Genomic DNA, 14,660 nt, shown 5'->3' with positions numbered 1-14,660 from the left:
CTCAGGCCGGGTCATCGACCCGACAATGGGAGGCGAGTCGCCCGAGTGTGCGCACGGCATGCTCGGAGCGTTCATCCCAGCGGGAACCGCAGCTCAGGCGCAGGCAATTTTGGAGACGGCAGCTTGCTGAGAAGATGGTTCCTGGAATCAGTCCAATCCCTTGTTGGAGGGCTTCGGCGGCCAGCTTTTCAGCATCGTATCCTTCGGGCATTTCGACCCAGATGACGAAACCGCCTCGGGGTTGATTGACTCGGGTCCCCTCTGGGAATTCGCGCAGGACGGCTTCCCGCATGCGGGCACATTGAGCGGCAAAGAGGGAAGAGATGCGGCGCAGTTGGCGCTCGGCAGCACCGCTTCGGAAGTACTCGGCGACGACGAGTTCAGAGAGAGTCGGGTTGGCGAGCGAATGGGTGGTTTTGAGACGTTTGACCTGATCGAGATAGCGGCCCGGGACGATCCACCCGATGCGCAGGCCCGGCGCGATGCATTTGGAAACGGACCCACAAAGCAGGACGCGGCCATCGGTATCATAGTGGGCTACAGCCATGGGCCGGGTCCCGGAATGCCCCAATTCGCCGTAGAGGTCATCCTCGATGATGGCGAAGTCACGTTGACGCGCGATTTCAGCGAGACGCTGTTTGGCGGTGTCGCTCATGCGCGATCCCACAGGATTCTGGAAGACTGGCTGGACGACGCAGGCTTTGATCGGATGGCGACCGGAGAGTTCTTCGAGGGCATTAAGGTCCATGCCCTCGCTGGCGTCCATAGGAACTTCGAGGACTTCCAGTCCCATGTCACGGGCAAGGTGGAGGATGCCGAAGTAGGTGGGAGCTTCGACGGCGATCACGTCGCCGCGGCGAGTCGTGGCGCGGAGTGCTAGAGCCAGCGCTTCGGAGGCTCCTTGGGTGGCGATGATCTCGTCGGGGGTGACTTGGACGCCGGCGGAAAGCAGACGGCGGGATACGGCGGCCCGAAGTTCATGGCGACCGGGGACCATGGAATACTGGTAGACTCCGGGTCCAAGGCGTCGTGCCAACGAACTGGCGATCGAGGTGAGTCGCTTGGCGGGAATGGTTTCGTCGCCGGGGACCGCTGCTCCGAATGGGACGATGCCTGGATCGGTTGCGGCTTCCATGACGGCCTGAAAGATCTCAGGGCTCCGCACGGCTACGGGTCGCTTGGGCGCGGCCGCGGGCCGGGGAAGTTGGCCATTCACGACTTTCGGTGGGCACACAAAGTAGCCCGAGCGCGGTCGCGATTCGATGATTCCCAAACCCTCGAGGCGACCATAGGCCTCGAGAACGGTGGTGACGCTGACGTTTTGTTCACGGCTAAGGCGTCTTACCGACGGAAGTCGGCTTCCGGATGCGAAGGTGCCGCCACGGATGAGGTTGCCGATGCGATCGGCCAGTTCCTGATAAAGGGCATCTGCCATGATTTGCCTCGCTGATGGGTGAGTGCGAGTTCGTGGTGACAGATCGGGCTCCATGCGACCAGTACAGATTGCCGTTTGATCTCTGTACTGCATGAAAAACTCATTTTGTGTATCTGTTTTTGGTCTCGGATCTCGGGCAAACTGCGGGCGTTATGAAGAACACCTCACTCTCCAACCCGTGGGCGCTCCGCGAGACGAAGCCGCGGGAGTCCCGCAAGCTCATCTCCATGGCCCTCCGGATGGTGCGGTGGCTGATGAAGTATGGAAGCACGCCGATCGGCTGTGAATTGACGGCCCGCTGGGTGCACCGACCACGGAAATCTCCGGTGGAAAATCAGGGCACGTAAAAGCGGATTTTGGTGATGGGGTCCTCGACGAGATTGCCGGAGGGGATCCCTTTGACGTCGAGGATGCGTTCTTGGCCGTCGACAGGAATTTTCACCATGCCTTTGCGGCCGGGAATCGGCACCGCGGTGGGGAAATTGACCTGAGATGGGGAAGGTGTGAGCGGTTTTTCCGATGGGGTGGCATGAATCGACGGTGTTGAAGCTGAGATCGAAGGCGGCGGCGTCGTAGGAGGACTCTCGGAGGCGCGCGGTGGGAGTGTCGAAGGATGGGAGGGGGAGCGGTTGGACTCCTGATGTTTCGTCGACTTAGGTGCGGTGGCTTGGGCGGGTGGTTGGAGGGATCGGTCAGGGGGCGCCTGCGGTGCGGGCGATGGATGCAAAGCGAGTGGACGGCGGGGAGGAGGGGTGGGCTTGGGAAGGGGAGGAGAAGCCGATTCACCCCGGTAGCCAGAGGTTTCATGCGAGAACCATGCGCGCCGGATGGCTTCCAGGTGGTGGCGTGCATGCTGTTGCCACGCCTGTTGGCGGCGGACCTGTTCGCGGCGCCAAGCTTCGATTCGCCACGCTCGTTCGCGCTCCTCAGCGGCCCGGCGCAGGTGCATTTCCTGGATCCATGCATTCGGGGGCAGGGGAAGCGGAGGAGGCTCCGCTCGACTGAGGTTAGAGAGCGGAAGAAGCGCGATCCACCCACGGAGGAGGAGTTTTTTCATGCCGGCCTTCGACGTGAGGGCCTGGCATGGCATTCATTCAATTCCAGCATCCTCCCTTGCACTGATGGGGAAAGCCTTTACCGGTGCGAGATGATTGGCATCGATCTCACTGGAAAAACTGCCTTCGTTACTGGTTCCACCGCCGGCATTGGCCGCGCCACCGCCCAAGCCCTTTTGGATGCGGGCGCGAAGGTGTTCATCAACGGTCGCCATGCCAGTAAGACGGAGGCTGTTGCGCTTGAAATGGGAGCATCGCCGGTGGTCGCGGATCTAGCGACGGCAGAGGGTTGCCAGCAAGCGGTGGAGAGTGTGGGCGAGGTCGATATTCTGGTGAACAACGCAGGGATGTTTCGACCATCGGATTTTTTTGAGACGGAAGATTCAGTTTGGCAGGATCACTGGAATCTCAATGTCATGAGCGGCGTGCGTTTGTCCCGTGCTCTGGCTCCGGCAATGGTGAAAAAAGGATGGGGGCGGATTCTCTTTCTGGGTTCGGAGAGCGGCTACAATATCCCCGTGGAGATGATTCACTACGGGGTCTCGAAAACCGCCGATGCATCTTTGTCTCGAGGTCTCGCCAAACGACTTGCTGGCACGGGAGTGACGGTGAATACGATCCTACCTGGGCCGACTCTATCGGAAGGCGTGGAGGAGATGCTTCGAGAGGAGATGGAAAAATCGGGGAAGTCAAAGGAAGAAGTGGCTCGAGACTTTGTGATGCAAGTGCGTCCGAGTTCGATCATTCAGCGGGCCGCGAGCGTCGAGGAAGTGGCGAATATGGTGTTGTACGTCGCGTCTCCGTTGTCATCGGCCACGACGGGTGCCGCTCTCCGGGTCGATGGCGGAGTGGTGGATTTTATCATGTGATCGATCAGGAGAGTCGATTGCCATCTGCACGATGGAACGTGCGCGAAGCGGATGATGAAGGGTTCTTTTGAGGGGAACTCGTTGCTATTTCGTGCGGCATGGGTTTTGCGAGTAGGGAGTCATGAATCACTCCGTCAAAATCCTCGCCGTCACTCAAGATACCCACGAAACCTATAAGTTTGCTGTCGAGCGTCCGGATTCCTATTCGTTTGATCCGGGCCAGGCTACTTTGGTTGCCATCGACCGGGAGGGGGAGCGTGAGGAACGTTCACCCTTCACGTTCACCTCTTTGCCAGACGACCCGTGTTTGGAGTTCACGATCAAGACGTATACGGAACGAAAGGGTGAGACGGACCGCATGCGGGACCTGCAAGTCGGAGATATCCTACAGATCGGAGATCCTTGGGGAGCCATTCGCTATCGCGGTCCTGGACTTTTCATTGCAGGCGGTGCGGGAATTACTCCGTTCCTTTCGATCTTCCGCGATCTTCATCGCAAGGGAGAGCTTCGAAAGAGTCATCTCCTCTATTCCAATCGTCATCAGCGTGACATCATCGCCGCAGCAGAGTTGAAGACCCGATTTGGAGATCAGGTTCACTTCTACCTCACCGATGAAGTGGTGCCTGGATATCAACAGGGGCATATCGACATCCATGTGCTGCGAGGATTTCTCGACACCTTGAAGCCGGAATACGGGTACGTCTGTGGGACTCCAGAAATGACCAAGGATTTGGTGAAAGCACTCGGGGAGCTGGGGATGAGCAAAACCAAGATCGTTCAGGAAGAAAGTTGAGGGCGAGTTCCGACTTTCTGGTCGAGGACGGAGATGGATCCATCCTGCTGGCTTCTCACGGGGATTCTCCAGTTTCGATCCGATAGAAGGCCGCATCTCCTTCGGGTGAGAATTGGTATTCCAAGGCTCCATCGCCACTCACGGATACGCCTGATGAAATGAAGGGGAGCGGGGTGAAGGTGGCCAATTGGCTCGATTCGCGCAGTCGCAATCGAAGGGTGAATGTGTCGGTAGAGGGATCACGCTCAAGGACGGGAACTCCCACCTGGAGAGAACGCATCTGATCCTCGGTGTAGAGCCCGGCGAGCTGGGCGTGGGTGGTGAGCGTGGCGACCAAATCCGGTTGAGCCGATTGCCAATTGAATCCCAAAGCAGCCATCTTGCCCTCTGCGGCATCATTCAATCCATCTCCGTCGGTATCGACGGAGGGTGACAGGACCAGAGCTGTGAGAGTGACGTCATAGGATGCGAGTTCTTCCACGCTGGAGTTACTGAGAATGTGGAGCTGCGCCGTGTGAAGTCCGGGTTCTGACGGGGTGAAGGTCAGTCCCAGGGGCGAAGAAGCTTCGGCCTGGAGGGTATTCGTGGGAGGGGTGCTGATCGAGAAGCTGGCAGCGTGCGATCCGTCGACGGTGGCGGAGATCCCGGTGAGGCTGGTGGTCGCGAGGTTCTGAAAAGTGAAGGTTCGCGTTTCGGGAGTCGGTGCCACCGCAACTCCGAAATCAAAGCTGCCAGAATCCATGATGGGGGTTCCGTCGGAGGTTTCGAGGGCCACGTCGGCATCGAGGCGCGGAGGGAAATTTCCACTACCGACCTGGCCGGTGGAGGTGGCGGAAATGGTCAGGCCCGAGGTTGTCACTTCATGGCCAAAGATATCGGTCACGCGGATCGTGAAGGGTTCTTCGAGGGCGGTGCCATCGCTGTGAACGAAATGGTAGTCCTCTGTGCGGGCCATGGATTCAAAAGTCCCGTTGTGAAATACCTCCATCGTTGCAGGGGGATTGACGGTGTTGTTGACCTGAAGCTTGAGGTAGTAGGGATTGCTGCCTTGGGAATAGAAGTGGATGGGACCGATGTCACCCGGGGCGGAAACCCACCTCCAGGTGATGGGGTAGAGTCCTTCCGTATCTCCCGTGATTTCAAAGAATGCGGCGGGTCCGAGGTCGAGGTTTCCGCGAGGGCATTCGTTGCAGACCTCGACGATCTGCACAAAGGCGGTGCCAAGTGGTCCTGTCACTTCCACCCAGGCGCCGCACCATTCGGCCTCATCGTGTTGAACGCCGTTCATGGCCCCGTAAAATGTGGCGGTCTCGGCGATCGGAATCGAGCACGCGCCCATATTGCCACCATTGTCGTAAGTACTGGCCATGCCGGAGTAGCTCGCGTCGGGGTCGATGGATGCCGCCGAAAGGAAAGCGTGGAGACCGAAGCTGAGGACGAGCCCTCGGAGAAGGAAAGCAGGCGACTTCATGCAATGGCATGCCTACCTCCGTTTCCTTCCGGAAGACAAGACTCATCGGTCACGCGAGCGCGCGCGATTTCGTGCAGGGCAAAAGATGCGAAGCAATGGGGATTCCCTTGTGGGTGGAGTCGGGGGTAGACTCCTAAGTTCTCGATTCTCAAATCATGAAAGCGCACCCGACGATTTTGGCAGTCCTCGGACTGCTTCAGGCGGTCGTGGCATCGCCCCTTTCCCGAGGCCAAACTCTGATGTTGAGTGGGGTCACGTCGGCGACCGATCCGGAGACGACCGGAGACGTTCTCGCGGAAAAATCGCTGCCTTTTGAAATCAAGGATTCGCTCGGGCAAGTCATCTTCACGGGAGTGTATGAGAGTACCGTGGTGCGTTCGTCGGTGACGGGAACCTTGGTTTTCTTCGGGCGCGTCGGGGAGACGGCCAATCCGCCCGATACCTTTGGCTGGGCGACTCATGTGCGATTAGGGGGATTCGGTTGGGTCGATACGGATGTCGAAGGTCGCACCGACGGAGACGGAACCGTGAGGGCGGCGCAAGCCGGACGAACGGCGATGGGCGATCAAATCACTTTTCGGCTCGGGGCGGGATTGCTTCAACCCCCGGACGAGAGTTTGGCGTTCTATATCCTTACGCCCGCCGTGGCATTTACGGAAACAGGGAACATCACGGTTTTCGGCTCCAATGATTTCGGAGGAACTTCGTTCAGCGCAGAGATGGATGGCGCCTTTGCTCCCGTGGAGTTGCCGCTGGTGGTTTCGCTGGGAGAGCGTTTCGAATTCGAGGGATTGGATTTCCATCCCCTGGTGGTCCGGGGAGCCGCGCAGGGGTTGAAGTTGAAGGTGGAAACCAGCCCGGATTTGGTGACTTGGACAGAGCAGGGTCGCGAATCGCCTGCCGTTAGCGGTGAAGTCGCGACGGTATATGGTGAAGTGGATCCGGCCCTGATGGGCCGGCAGTTCTTCCGCGTTCGATCCGTTTTGCCTGATGGCTGAAGAGGGACGATTAGGGAGCGAAAACGATGCACATCGCGCCGTGAACGTCGGCGCGATGGCCGAATGAAGTAGGTGTGCCATCGCTTCCCAGACGGAAGACGGGAACTCCTCCGGATTCCTGACCGGCGACGAGCAGCCAGTTGCCATCGGGGCTGAGTTGAATGTTGCGAGGAATGCGCACTTCGGCAGCGACTTCTGACTGGCGGGTGACCGATCCATCTTCGCCGATGACCAGGGTCGTCAAGGAGTCGCGTCCTTTTCCTGCGACGTCACGATTGGCGGTGTAGAGATGTTTTCCGTCGGTACTGACGAGGATTTCGGAGCACGTCATGCCGTCACCGGAATCGCCTTCGGCCAGTACGCGAGTTTCTTGTTGGAAGTCGAGCGCTCCGGTCGCTGGATTGCGAGAGTAGGTCATGACTGAGAGGCTCATTTCTCCCATGACGTAGGCGTGCTGGCCATCGGGGCTGAACTTCATGTGGCGTGGTCCGGATCCTGGAGTGGTTTTTGCGAAGCCTTCGCGTGAAACTTCTGCGGTCGTGGGGTCCAAGGTATAAATCACGACCTGATCGATGCCGAGATCGGGGGCGTAGGCGCGGAGATGGTCGGGACCAGGATAGAACGAATGAGCATGGGGTTCCTTCTGGCGGTCGGGGTTGATGCTGGATCCTTGGTGGACGAAGTGGGAAGCCCTTGGGCCGATGGAACCATCCCCCTTGATCGGGAAACTGGAAACGGAACCTTCTCCGTAGTTGGCGGCGAGGAGGACTTGGCCCGAAGCGTCGAGGGTGACGAAGCAGGTGCCTCCGCCTGATTCTTGACGATTGATTTCTTGAAGGGTGCCGTCGGTTTCCACAGAGAACGCCGCGACGGCGCCCGTGGACCGTTGACTCCCTGTGGCGGAGGTGGAGCTGGTGGCGTAGAGGTGTTTGCCATTGCTGGCCATCACCAGAAAGCCGGGGTTGGGGGCGGCGGTGGCCAGTTTGAGGCCAGAAAGAGTCCCGGTCACGAGATCGAAATCGGCGACGTAGATGCCTTTGGCGGGGCCTTGGCCGGTGGTTCCGATGTAGACCCGACGACTTTCCGCGGTGGCGCTGACCGCCAGAAGAGCCAAAGTGAGTCCGATGAGCTTGTGCATGGCGCGAGCTAAGCGTCTTGAGAGAAGGAACACGAGAATTCACCGCAAAAATCGCGATGGTGCCCAAGGTCCTCCCTAGGCTCAGGAGAGGAGTCCACTCCGCGATGATGATGGAGAATTGGATCGGTTTGGGTGGTGACGAGAGATAGGCTGAGCGGAGAAGCAATTTGCATCACTCATGGCGACGTTGATTCACTCCATTCATGAAGCCGCGGTGGTCGCGACGCCGGGAGAACGGCGATTGGGCCAGCGATTGAATACGCATTTAGAAGATGACTATCGGGTTTGGTTCAATGTGCCGGTGGGAAAGAGCCGGCGGTATCCCGATTTTGTCGTTCTGCATCCCGGACGCGGTTTGTTGGTGCTGGAGGTGAAAGATTGGAAGGCCGGAGATTTGAGGGAGTTTCGGAAGGACCGTTGGGGGGTGATGTTCGGAGGGCAACCGAAGGTGGTGGAGAATCCGCTGGAGCAGGCGCGAGCCATGGCGCTTGAGCTGGTAACTCAATTGGAAGGGGACCCTCAACTGTGCCATCGCAGTGGGCCGTATCAGGGGAAGCTCGCATTTCCCTGGGGGTATGGGGTGGTTTTGGCGAATATCAGCCGTAAGCAATGGAATGAGCGGATGCCCGATGAGGTGCAGGATTTGGTGCTGCCAGCTCGAAGGTTGATTTGTCAGGATGAGATGTATGAATCCGTCGATCCCATGGATTTCCAGGAAAGGCTGTGGGGGATGTTTGAGCACCGCTTCGGAGCGCCGTTGAGTTTGCCTCAGATCGAGCGGGTGCGATGGCATCTGTTTCCCGAGGTGAGAATCGACGATCCTGTGCAGCCGGAAATGTTCGAAGACGAGGAGGTGCCCGATTTGGTGAAGGTTCTGGATCTACAGCAGGAACAACTGGCACGGAATCTGGGTGAAGGGCACCGGGTGATTCACGGGGTTGCAGGATCGGGGAAGACGTTGATTCTGGGCTATCGTTGTTTGCAGCTCGCGGAGGCGTTGGCGCGGCCTGCATTGGTGCTGTGTTATAATATTTCGTTGGCGGCGAGGTTGCGGCGTTTCATTGAGGTCCGAGGTCTGGAAGAGAAGATTCGAGTCCACCATTTCCATGAATGGTGTGGGGAGATGCTAAAGAGTTATCATGTGCCGGTGCTTCCAGGAGAGGACCCGATATGGGAACGGCAGGTTCGCTCGGTGATTGCCGGCGTGGAGAAGGGATTCATCCCGCGCGGTCAGTATGGAGCGGTTCTGATCGATGAAGGGCACGACTTTGAGCCGGAATGGTTGCGGTTGGTGACTCAGATGGTGGATCCGGCGACGGATTCATTTCTGCTGCTTTATGACGATGCCCAATCGATCTACCGGAAGAGCCGAGGATTGGGATTCAGCTTGTCGAGTGTGGGGGTAAAGGCGGCAGGGCGGACGACGATCCTTCGGTTGAATTATCGCAACTCTCGGGAGATCTTGAAGTTCGCTTACGACTTCGCGCATGGAGCGATGGGCCCGCAGGGGGCGGATGAAGATCACATTCCGTTGATCGAACCTGCGACGGCGGGATTGAGTGGCCCGGAACCTGTTTTTCGGATGGGTGCGGATGAACCGGAGTATGCAGTGCGTTGTGTGAAGGCGTGGCTGGAATACGGCGTGCCGGCGAATGAGATCGCCGTGATTTATTTCAAGGGGCAGCAAGGGAAGGGAATCGCCAAGAGGCTGAAGCGCCAGGGCGTCGATTTTTTGTGGATGGGAAGCTCGGCGTGGCGGAAGAAATACGATCCGGGTCAGCCTAAGGTGACAGTGGTTTCTGCACACAGTTCGAAGGGCTTGGAGTTTCAGGCCGTGGTGGTGGTGGGAGTCGGCGAGCTTGAAGAAGTCTCGGAGGAGCCGGTGGAGGCGACACGTCTTTTGTATGTGGCGATGACCCGAGCAAAACGGTTGCTGACGGTTTCGGCGGTGAAGGAGAATGCGTTCACGCGGCGGTTGGGGGACCCCTTGCGCAGAGCGGGGGGATGACGAGGGGGAATCCGATTTGTGCGTCCGATTTTGGCAGCGCCGGTGATTGATTTGAAAAACGATGAATTCGAGTGATCAGGAGTTGCTGAGGGAGTTTTCACAAAGTCGATCCGATGCGGCATTTGCAGAGTTGGAGCGTCGGCATGCGGGACGAGTTTTTGCGGTGGCGTGGCGAGTATCAGGGAATCGACAAACGGCGGAAGATGTCACCCAGTTGGTTTTCGTTCAATTGGCCAAGCATGCGCGTTCGTTGGCCGAGCATCCTGTGCTGATGGGCTGGTTGCATCGGACGGCTCGAAATCTCGCGGCGAATCGAGTGCGTTCGGAAGTTCGGCGGCAGGTGCGCGAGCGGGCGGTGGGGGATTGGCGGGTGGATCAGCAAGAAGACGACGTCTGGCAGAACATCGAACCTGAGTTGGACGCGGCCATTGATGCTTTGAGAGATGGCGATCGAGAGGCGGTGCTGCTGCGTTACTTCGAAAATCGTTCAGCTCGGGAAATGGCGGTGTGCTTGGGAGTTTCCCCTGAGGCGGCCCAAAAGCGCGTACACCGGGGGGTGGAGAAGCTCAGGGATCATTTCCGACAGAAGGGAGTGACCTTGTCATCGAGTGCGCTGGGCGAGGTGATTCTGGAGCGGGGCGGCGTGCCCTTGCCCCGTGGGTGGAAGCATTCTCTTTCAACGGGAAAGGCGGGGGTAGGCGGCGGAGCTCAGGTTGTTCCGTGGGCGGCCCTGTTGATGCTGGGTGGAGTCGCCTTATGGGGTCACGTTCGGGCGAAGGAGCTGGGTTCGGAACGGGGCCGTTTGGTGGCGGTTCAGTCGGGTGGTGATGGGGCAGGTGTTCCCGTCCGAGCCCGGGATCGAGCATCTGATCAGGATCGCGTGGAGGACCCCTGGCGGGAATATCTTCCCATCCCAGGTTGGATTTCCTTTCACCTTGGGGGACGTCTCACCACGGCTGCGGTAGAGGAACTAGGGCTGACCGAGGAGGAAATCGATGGGGTCACGGAGGTTTTCCAGCATGCGCGTCTTGAAGCCATGCGGGGCTTCATGGAGAGGACGCAGTGGTTGACGAGCGGACCCGGCGAGGAAGCGGCGCATGTGACGCTTTTCCGGGTGCCTGCATTGGATGATCGTGGGAGATCATGGATGGAGGGATTGGATCACTCCTTTGCGGAAGTGATCGGCCCACCGAGGGCGAAGAAGCTGATGCAGGGGCTTTGTGAGCAGCCAGTGGGGAATCTGGCGGGTAGGATGGAGATGAATATCGAATTTGGTGTGCGAGAGCGAGGTGACCGTTGGGTGGCAGTGATGACGAAGGATCCGGGCACCGGGAAGATTCTGGAGTCTTTCAAGGGAGGTGTGGAGGATTTTGAACTCCGATATGGGCAGGTCATTCAATTCGCGGAGCAGCCATGAAACGGGCGGGGATCCTCACAAGGAAGGGTTGGCAGGTGGGGTTGGGGGTTGGAATCGTGGGCTTTGCCTTCTTCTCTTGGTTCAGGGTGATGCGATTGACCGCCGAGTTGCGCCCGCTTCGAGAGAGTGCATTCCACTCTTCTCCGATCGGCTCTGACGACTCTCCGAATCCTCGACCTACGGCGGCAGCTCGCGAGGCGAAGGCGCGTGAAGAGGCGAAACTTCGTGCCGAGATCGCGAGAGCCCATGCCTCGATCGTCGAGCAACTTGCTCAAGAGTCTTCCGCGCCAAGGATGGTCACTTCTTTGAATGTCCGTGAGAGGAAGATTTCCGAAGAAGCAATGGAGTTCCTGAAGTTGACGCCGCCAGAGGTCCGCCAGCTCAATGGGATGGTGGCAGAGTTGTTTGAGAAGAACACTGACGATCTTCGGAGTCGTCTGAGGCCCATCAAGGAGTCCGCCGAAGAAATCTCCCTGAAACCGATACAAATCTCGAAGGGGCCGATGGGTTATCGGTATGCGAATGAGCCGATGGTGAGGAGATCCACGAGGAAGTGGTTGGCACGGGCGCGGCCCGATCGTGGGAAAGCCAGCACCGAGGCACTGAGGGTAGAGCTTGAAGCGCTCCTCGGAGCCCCCCGAGCAGAGGAGTTTCTCGCTGCCGCTCACCTGTCCGATCTTCTGGGGGGGCTGGGGGCCTCGGACTGGGAGTTTGGGCTTTCAGTGAGCCAGAAGGGAGAGGCCCAGGTGAACTATCTCTCGCGAAATGCCCGAACGGGAGACATGTCGATGTTTGGTTCCCAGACGGTGGAGGAGTTTGAAGAACACTATGGAGTGAAAGTGTCGGAGCTTTTCACGGTCGACGGCACTGAGTGATCCGAGGCCAAAGAGCTCCGAGAGTGGCGGGGATGTCGCGCCACTCTCGGGAAAGGGGGTTACTTATCCCACTCGCGCTTTTTCACGAGTTGGAGAATCTCGTCGGTTTGCTTGAACTCGGCGAGTTCGAAGTGAGTGAGGTATTGCAGGGCATGGTTGACCTGCAGCACGTCGCCTTTGATGCCTTCGAGTTTGTCCTCGGACATGGCCTTGAGGTGGTCGGCGAATTTGGCAACCATGGTGGAGGCTTCTTTCAATGCCTCGGGGTCGCGCTCGTAGGTGAGGGATTCGAGAAGGAGCAAGAGCTTGTCTTTGCCTTCCTTGGTCGCCGCTTTGGAGCGAATTTCCTGGGCGATCTCTGAGCGCTTGGCAGCGGTGGCCTCGGGGGTCATGACGCTAGTGTCGCCGCCTTCGATGGCGCGTTTGGGGAGTGGGCGGATCCAGATGTTGCGGAAGCGTACCGGGTTGCCGTGGTCCTGAAGTTTGAGCGGACCTGTCTCGGGAAATGGGCGATCGTGGCTGCGCGCACGGTGACCGCCACCACCTTCAAGCGGGGTGCCGTCTTGGAGGAGCACACCGTTGCAAAAGACCGTGAGATGCCCGGGATCGACGAGTTGATCCCCTTCGTAGACCGGACGGCGGAAAACGATGTCGTAGGCCTGCCATTCGCCAGTCTTGCGCAGGGCATTGGCCATCGGCGGATTCACTCCATAGACCGAACCCGCAAATCCGTCCGCATAGGTCGGATTGTCGTAATTGTTGAGGACCTGGATTTCCACTTCACCCATGAGAAAAACGCCGGAGTTGCCGCGGCCTTGGCTGTTGCCCTCGCTTTCCAATGGGGACGCCCATTCGACGTGGAGTTGGCAATCCGAGAATTCTTCCTTGGTGCGGATCATACCGGATCCGGGCACGCACTGCAGGACGCCGTCTTTGGCGATCCACTGGGTGGCTTCGGGGGGATTTTTGTCCGCCTGCCAATTCGAAAGGGACTGGCTGCTACCATCGAAGAGCACGATGGCGTCGGATGGAGGAGTTCCAGGGGTGTTTTGATCGCTGAAGGTCCCGGGTTCGACACGCGGCGGCTGTGGGCGGTTCATGTCGTGGATGGCCCACGGGTGGGTGGCATCTGGCGGATCGCCGTAGAAGGCACCGTCGGCGAGAGCAGGAGCGATGACAAGGGGTAGAGCGAGGGCGGAGGCGATACGATGGGATTTCATGGATCGGTTGAAGCCCCGGATACGCGCGAATCGGCGGGGGTGTTTCAGCCGGTTCCGCGTGTTCCCGGGAGATCGGGATCCGGAATCGTTCTCCGCCCTCGTGGGCCGGGGGGGGGTCAAGGGGTGCCGGTATTTGCACCCGGGGGGCGGAAGGAGACTTTGTAGAATCCCTTGAGGGCGGCAGCTTCGACATAAATGTCGAGTGGACCCTCAGCGGTGGCGACATGTTGATGGCGGTCAATTTCGCCAGTTTGGGTTAGCGAAAACGGCAGTGCTGCCCACGCCAGGTCGGCCAAAGTGGGGTTACCATACACTTCGTAGCAATAGTTGGTATAGGCGGGGATGGTCAGCTTGTAACGGAGGGTGTTGTTGGGGCCCGCGACCCGTTCACCACTGGCAAGAAAACCTCCTGCGTCGGGGTATTCGGGCTCGACGGGTGTGAAGCCGCTGACGAAGTCCCAATTGGCGTAGACCTCGCCAGTGGTGGTGCCATCGACCAGAAGGTAGTCGAGCAGGATCGAGGACTTCTGTGCCGTCGTGAGGGAGGAGAATACGTTGTCATTGGCATTTTGAGTGGCCCATTGCTGGCCATTCAGATCATAGGCCACCTCGTTCCAACCGGTTTGGGTGGTTGAGCGAGTGGTGCGGCCCGGCAAGGTGACTCCCCAGTGGTAATGGCGGGTGCGTCCGTTGTAGAGGCCGGCTTTGATGGTGCGGAACTTGAACGCTCCGGAAGATCCGGTGAGAAACTGCCCGAAGCCGGCAAAGTTTTCGTCACAGGCGGAGTTGCGACCGGTGCCGGTGGAATAAAGGTAGTCTCCCTCTTGATCGGCGTGCCAAAGCTCAACGAGGGCATTTTTTACTGGGTCACCATTGGCATCGAGAATTCGGCCGGTGATGGTGGTGACGATGCCGGCTGCGGCCGTGAGCTGATCTCCGAGTTGGACGAGATCATTGTCTTTATCCAGCGGGATGTCATCGGCAAGAGGGTAGTAGGGACCTTGGGTGACAATGGGGGATTGAGTCAGGGCCTCAGCCAGATAGCCGGGAAGCGTGAATCCGGCGGAGGCGGCGGCCATGCTTTTGAAGAAGCGACGACGGTCGATGGGAATGTGGAATGGCTGGGGTTTCATTGGGGATCGCGAGTTCAGGTAGGTTCCGCCGAAAAGGGGATCCGGCAGCATGGGAGACGATAGCGATCGAGAATGAAGTTCCGATGAAGAGGGTGGAAGTTGGGAAGGTGGCAGAATGGTCACCGAGCAAGCATCTCCGGTCGGGATGCGGCCATGGAATCTCCACGCTCTTCGTCGCGGGTGAAATATCCGGGAGCCTGATCACGTTCAGGCAAGGATTCCTGTCGTCCACCCACTGACGAACCCCG

General features: G+C 58.8%; 13 protein-coding genes. 7 read left to right on the top strand and 6 right to left on the bottom strand.

Translation table 11 applies throughout. The features are described 5' to 3' along the window. Position 1 precedes the first annotated feature (1 nt). A complete protein-coding gene (locus HNR46_RS02415) occupies positions 2-1,435 on the bottom strand; it encodes an aminotransferase-like domain-containing protein (protein WP_184015460.1) in 1,434 nt (477 codons plus the stop codon). A 152-nt stretch (positions 1,436-1,587) separates the two neighbouring features. Between HNR46_RS02415 and HNR46_RS02410 the strand changes: the two genes are divergently transcribed. Next, on the top strand, positions 1,588-1,782 hold the full coding sequence (locus HNR46_RS02410; RefSeq protein WP_184015458.1) for a hypothetical protein: 195 nt from the start codon (positions 1,588-1,590) through the stop codon (positions 1,780-1,782). On the opposite strand, the gene HNR46_RS02405 is transcribed toward HNR46_RS02410, so the two are convergent. Further along, positions 1,770-2,492, bottom strand: coding sequence for a hypothetical protein (locus tag HNR46_RS02405; protein ID WP_184015456.1), 723 nt, complete (start codon positions 2,490-2,492; stop codon positions 1,770-1,772). The two genes, HNR46_RS02410 and HNR46_RS02405, sit on opposite strands and share 13 nt — an antisense overlap. Positions 2,493-2,585: 93 nt before the next feature. Between HNR46_RS02405 and HNR46_RS02400 the strand changes: the two genes are divergently transcribed. Together HNR46_RS02400 and HNR46_RS02395 are read left to right on the top strand one after the other, a co-directional pair. Then, positions 2,586-3,359 (top strand): SDR family NAD(P)-dependent oxidoreductase, encoded by a 774-nt coding sequence (locus tag HNR46_RS02400; protein WP_184015813.1) that lies wholly within the window; start codon positions 2,586-2,588, stop codon positions 3,357-3,359. Positions 3,360-3,480: 121 nt separating this feature from the next. Further along, positions 3,481-4,152 carry a ferredoxin reductase domain-containing protein gene (locus HNR46_RS02395; protein WP_184015454.1) on the top strand — a complete coding sequence of 224 codons (672 nt, stop codon included), beginning with the start codon at positions 3,481-3,483 and terminating at the stop codon, positions 4,150-4,152. Positions 4,153-4,207: 55 nt separating this feature from the next. Here HNR46_RS02395 and HNR46_RS02390 read toward each other — a convergent pair whose 3' ends face one another. After that, positions 4,208-5,623, bottom strand: coding sequence for an expansin EXLX1 family cellulose-binding protein (locus HNR46_RS02390; RefSeq protein ID WP_184015452.1), 1,416 nt, complete (start codon positions 5,621-5,623; stop codon positions 4,208-4,210). A gap of 155 nt (positions 5,624-5,778) precedes the next feature. On the opposite strand from HNR46_RS02390, the gene HNR46_RS02385 reads away from it, so the two are divergent. After that, complete coding sequence (locus HNR46_RS02385) at positions 5,779-6,621, top strand: hypothetical protein (RefSeq protein ID WP_184015450.1); 843 nt, start codon at positions 5,779-5,781, stop codon at positions 6,619-6,621. A 10-nt stretch (positions 6,622-6,631) separates the two neighbouring features. Here the strand turns inward: HNR46_RS02385 and HNR46_RS02380 are convergent, their stop codons facing one another. Continuing rightward, a complete protein-coding gene (locus HNR46_RS02380; RefSeq protein WP_184015448.1) occupies positions 6,632-7,759 on the bottom strand; it encodes a lactonase family protein in 1,128 nt (375 codons plus the stop codon). A 178-nt stretch (positions 7,760-7,937) separates the two neighbouring features. On the opposite strand from HNR46_RS02380, the gene HNR46_RS02375 reads away from it, so the two are divergent. The 3 genes from HNR46_RS02375 (at position 7,938) to HNR46_RS02365 (ending at position 12,059) form a co-directional block, all read left to right on the top strand. Continuing rightward, positions 7,938-9,767: a 3'-5' exonuclease gene (locus HNR46_RS02375; protein ID WP_184015446.1), complete on the top strand. Its 1,830-nt coding sequence runs from the start codon at positions 7,938-7,940 to the stop codon at positions 9,765-9,767. A gap of 61 nt (positions 9,768-9,828) precedes the next feature. Continuing rightward, positions 9,829-11,184, top strand: coding sequence for an RNA polymerase sigma factor (locus HNR46_RS02370; RefSeq protein ID WP_184015444.1), 1,356 nt, complete (start codon positions 9,829-9,831; stop codon positions 11,182-11,184). Then, on the top strand, positions 11,181-12,059 hold the full coding sequence (locus HNR46_RS02365) for a hypothetical protein (protein ID WP_184015443.1): 879 nt from the start codon (positions 11,181-11,183) through the stop codon (positions 12,057-12,059). The genes HNR46_RS02370 and HNR46_RS02365 overlap by 4 nt, the downstream gene beginning before the upstream one ends. Positions 12,060-12,118: 59 nt before the next feature. Here the strand turns inward: HNR46_RS02365 and HNR46_RS02360 are convergent, their stop codons facing one another. Then, on the bottom strand, positions 12,119-13,279 hold the full coding sequence (locus HNR46_RS02360; RefSeq protein WP_184015441.1) for a 3-keto-disaccharide hydrolase: 1,161 nt from the start codon (positions 13,277-13,279) through the stop codon (positions 12,119-12,121). A 116-nt stretch (positions 13,280-13,395) separates the two neighbouring features. Beyond that, positions 13,396-14,412: a dioxygenase family protein gene (locus HNR46_RS02355; RefSeq protein ID WP_184015439.1), complete on the bottom strand. Its 1,017-nt coding sequence runs from the start codon at positions 14,410-14,412 to the stop codon at positions 13,396-13,398. Positions 14,413-14,660 lie beyond the last annotated feature (248 nt).

Origin of the sequence: Haloferula luteola (assembly GCF_014201715.1) — a bacterium.
GTDB classification, from domain to species: domain Bacteria; phylum Verrucomicrobiota; class Verrucomicrobiia; order Verrucomicrobiales; family Akkermansiaceae; genus Haloferula; species Haloferula luteola.
This window is presented reverse-complemented; position numbering and strand designations above follow the sequence as displayed.

What these genes read in the sequence shown, in the direction of transcription:
- HNR46_RS02415 (WP_184015460.1), bottom strand. Translation starts at nt 1,435, where the DNA reads ATGGCAGATGCCCTTTATCAGGAACTGGCCGATCGCATCGGCAACCTC.
- HNR46_RS02410 (WP_184015458.1), top strand. Translation starts at nt 1,588, where the DNA reads ATGAAGAACACCTCACTCTCCAACCCGTGGGCGCTCCGCGAGACGAAG.
- HNR46_RS02405 (WP_184015456.1), bottom strand. Translation starts at nt 2,492, where the DNA reads ATGAAAAAACTCCTCCTCCGTGGGTGGATCGCGCTTCTTCCGCTCTCT.
- HNR46_RS02395 (WP_184015454.1), top strand. Translation starts at nt 3,481, where the DNA reads ATGAATCACTCCGTCAAAATCCTCGCCGTCACTCAAGATACCCACGAA.
- HNR46_RS02390 (WP_184015452.1), bottom strand. Translation starts at nt 5,623, where the DNA reads ATGAAGTCGCCTGCTTTCCTTCTCCGAGGGCTCGTCCTCAGCTTCGGT.
- HNR46_RS02385 (WP_184015450.1), top strand. Translation starts at nt 5,779, where the DNA reads ATGAAAGCGCACCCGACGATTTTGGCAGTCCTCGGACTGCTTCAGGCG.
- HNR46_RS02380 (WP_184015448.1), bottom strand. Translation starts at nt 7,759, where the DNA reads ATGCACAAGCTCATCGGACTCACTTTGGCTCTTCTGGCGGTCAGCGCC.
- HNR46_RS02375 (WP_184015446.1), top strand. Translation starts at nt 7,938, where the DNA reads ATGGCGACGTTGATTCACTCCATTCATGAAGCCGCGGTGGTCGCGACG.
- HNR46_RS02370 (WP_184015444.1), top strand. Translation starts at nt 9,829, where the DNA reads ATGAATTCGAGTGATCAGGAGTTGCTGAGGGAGTTTTCACAAAGTCGA.
- HNR46_RS02365 (WP_184015443.1), top strand. Translation starts at nt 11,181, where the DNA reads ATGAAACGGGCGGGGATCCTCACAAGGAAGGGTTGGCAGGTGGGGTTG.
- HNR46_RS02360 (WP_184015441.1), bottom strand. Translation starts at nt 13,279, where the DNA reads ATGAAATCCCATCGTATCGCCTCCGCCCTCGCTCTACCCCTTGTCATC.
- HNR46_RS02355 (WP_184015439.1), bottom strand. Translation starts at nt 14,412, where the DNA reads ATGAAACCCCAGCCATTCCACATTCCCATCGACCGTCGTCGCTTCTTC.